This window comes from Bifidobacterium sp. VU/mBH4 (B4) (assembly GCF_058199535.1).
Map to the genome: position 1 here is coordinate 1 of NZ_JBVPQJ010000016.1, position 3084 is coordinate 3084.

At 64.7% G+C, this 3084-nt stretch carries 2 protein-coding genes; both read left to right on the plus strand.

Annotated elements, in window-relative coordinates:
• Nucleotides 1-181: 181 nt before the first annotated feature.
• A complete protein-coding gene (locus AC0AII_RS08770) occupies nucleotides 182-913 on the plus strand; it encodes an ABC transporter ATP-binding protein (protein ID WP_029676375.1) in 732 nt (243 codons plus the stop codon).
• Nucleotides 910-2946, plus strand: coding sequence for an ABC transporter permease (locus tag AC0AII_RS08775; protein ID WP_033512067.1), 2037 nt, complete (start codon nucleotides 910-912; stop codon nucleotides 2944-2946). Before AC0AII_RS08770 ends, AC0AII_RS08775 begins: the two co-directional genes overlap by 4 nt.
• Nucleotides 2947-3084 lie beyond the last annotated feature (138 nt).

Consider the following 3084-nt stretch of genomic DNA (forward strand, 5'->3'; position numbering starts at 1 on the left):
CCAACACCACACTCTGACCAACACACAACCAAACCCACACACAGAACCTAAAACAACGCGTTTAGTTCCTATAGCCCATCAATACTTGTATTGCGTCTCAGTGTAAAGTTCGCTGTAGCTTTTCGCGTTGTGGATTCGTATGGTGCTCGGGGTTTCGTCGGGCTGTGGATTGGGGTTGGGTATGGCTGGTGAGTTTCTGTCCCTTGAGGGTGTCTCCTATCATTACGGTTCGGGCGGGGCCGGCATCACCGACGTGTCCCTGCAATGCCCGCCTGGGTCGTGGACGGCGATCATGGGGCCCTCGGGCGCGGGCAAGTCGACCCTGCTGAATTGCGCCTCGGGCCTGCTGCCGGTCGACCAGGGCTTGGTGCACATCGGGCAGCATGACCTGGCCCGGATGGGAGAGGCCGACCTGACACGTGTCAGGCGTGACCTGATCGGGTTCGTGTTTCAGGACTACAACCTCGTCGAAGCGTTCACATGCCTGCAGAACGTGATGCTGTCCTTCCTCTTCGGCGGGCCGCGCATCGAGGTCGACGACGCCGTGCGGGCCCTGCAGGCGGTGGGTCTGGATGGTTTCGCCGACGTCTATCCCTCGGACATGTCGGGCGGGCAGCGGCAGCGTGTGGCGGTGGCCAGGGCTTTGGCCTCGAGGCCCTCGGTCGTCTTTGCCGACGAGCCGACGGGCGCCCTGGACACCGCCGGCTCCCAGCTGGTGCTGGACGCCTTCGGCCAGGTGGCGGCGCGGGGGTCCACGGTGCTGATGGTGACCCACGACCCGGATGTGGCGGCCCGTGCTGGCAGCACCGTGTTCCTGGTCGACGGCCGCATCCACTCGGTGTGGTCGGGCTGCACGGCCGAGCAGCTGGCCATGCACCTGGCCGAGACCACGTTGAGCGGGGCCGACCGGTGAGCGCGGGCATGGCCTCCCCGGCCCAGCAGGCGAGCCGACCCTGGCGCAAGCGGCCAACAAGGGCCAGCCTGTCCTTCTCCCTGGTCAGGGCCCACCGCTCCTCCTACTGGATCATGTGCCTGGCCGTGTTCGCCGCCACGACCCTGTCCTGCGCGACCCTGCAGGCACGTCAGGCGGGCCTGGCCTACGACGGCCTGCACGGCCTGGAGGGCCTGAACGCCTACCACCGCATTCTGACCAAGGCCTACTACGACCTGGCATTGAACACTGTGTCGCTGATCGCGCTGGTGTTCTGCCTGCTGGTGACGGTGTTCCTGGTCCTGTCATCGGTGTCCTTCCTGGTCCAGGAAAGGCGCCGGGAATACGGCCTGATGCGGCTCAACGGCGCCTCGGGCAAACAGGTCGTGGCCATGGCCCTGCGAGAGTTCTCCCTGCCCCTGGCCCTGGCCGACGCCGCGGGATGCCTGGCCGGATCCCTGCTGACCGTTCCTGTGGGCATGGCCTTCATAAGGGCCATGGGCACCACGGACATCGACCTGCTCTTCCACCCCAGGGCCCGCCTGTGGGTGGCGGCCGTGGCCTTCGCCCTGATGATGGCGGTCTGCCTGCTGGGCGTGTGGCTGGCCACGCGCAGGTTCGGGGCCGAGACCCCCCTGAAGCTGATGACACAACCGGCCGTCAAGGACAAAAAGGCCAGCCGGTTGCGGATCGTATGCTCCCTGGCCCTGTTCCTAGCCTCTATCACGGTCGCCTTCATGCCGGTCGACCGCTCGGAGTTCTACGACCGGCTGCTGGGCTTGATCGTCCTACTGATAATCACCGTGTACGTGGCCGCCCCCCTGCTGGTCCCCCCGGTAGCATCCCTGCTGGGCCTGCTGGCCGAAAAAACCGCGGCCGGACCGGGCCTGCTGGCCCGGCAACGGGTCCGCAGGGGCAGGGCAGGCGCCACGGCCATAGCGTTGCCGGCCATGATGGCGCTGACCATTCTGGTCTCCTTCATCCTCATCATGCAGGCGGGCCGCATGAGCTCGGTGGTGCTCAGCATCGAGCCCATGAAGGCCGACGTGGTGGCCTCCTCGGACGACCTGTCCCAGGCCGGCAGGATCTCGCGCACGCTGCAGGGGCTCGGACGGGAGGTCGGCACAGCCGACATCTACCAGACCCAGCAATGGGTCCTGACCGACAAGCACGGAAACATCCAGATGGACACCTTCCCCCAGGTCACCTGGGCCCAGGCCCGTGACCTGGCCGACCCCAGCCACAAGGACACCGCCCCCAAGGTGCTCCAGGGCAGCCTGGCCGACCTGGGCGCCGGCAAGGTGGCCATAAGCAGAGCATACGACAACCAGCGCAAGCCGGGCGACACGATCACCCTCATCGACCGCCACGACAAAAGACACCAGGTCCAGGTCGTGGCCGTCATCGAGCCGCCCAAGACCACCCCCCACGTGAACATGGACATGCTCACGACCGAGGATGGCCTGCCCAGGGAGGGCGAGAACGGCCGACTGTACGCCTTCATCACCGCCCGCGACCACACCCAGGCCGACGACATAGCCCAACAGATAAGGGACACCACCCACAAGATCACCGCCTTGAACAGGCAGGACTTCATCGACGACTACATCAAGACCAGCATCAAGGAGCAGCAGGGAACACCGCTCATGATAGCCGGCGGCACCATCCTGGCCCTGATATTCCTCGTCCAATCTATAGCCATAGGAATCAGCGAACGACGCATGCAGAACCGGCGCCTCAACCAGATGGGCGTCACCCGCGGCGCCCTCGCCTGGTCAGCGGCCATCGAGACCACACTCGACGTCACCGCCGGCATCATCCTCTCCCTCGTCGCCGTGGCCATCACCGAGGCATCCGTGGCGATAAGCTTCGTCCGGGACGGGGTCGGCATACAACACACACCCATCATCGCAGACATCTTCCTACCCATGTCCCTCCTGCTCCTGGCCGTCGCCATAGCCACCACCATCCTCTGCACACGCCTCACCCACAAGAACCAACCCACAAAACACTAGAGGCCAGGCCAACCATGAACTTTATCCACGTCGTCAGGAAATACATGCCGGGGCACATTCTTGGGCTATAGGAACTAAACGCGTTGTTTATGTTGGGGGTTTGGCCTTGTGGCTGTAAGCGTGTTGGGTGGTTGTTAA

Bases quoted from the DNA above. Each gene is read 5' to 3' on its own strand.
- AC0AII_RS08770 (WP_029676375.1), top strand. From the start codon at position 182: ATGGCTGGTGAGTTTCTGTCCCTTGAGGGTGTCTCCTATCATTACGGT.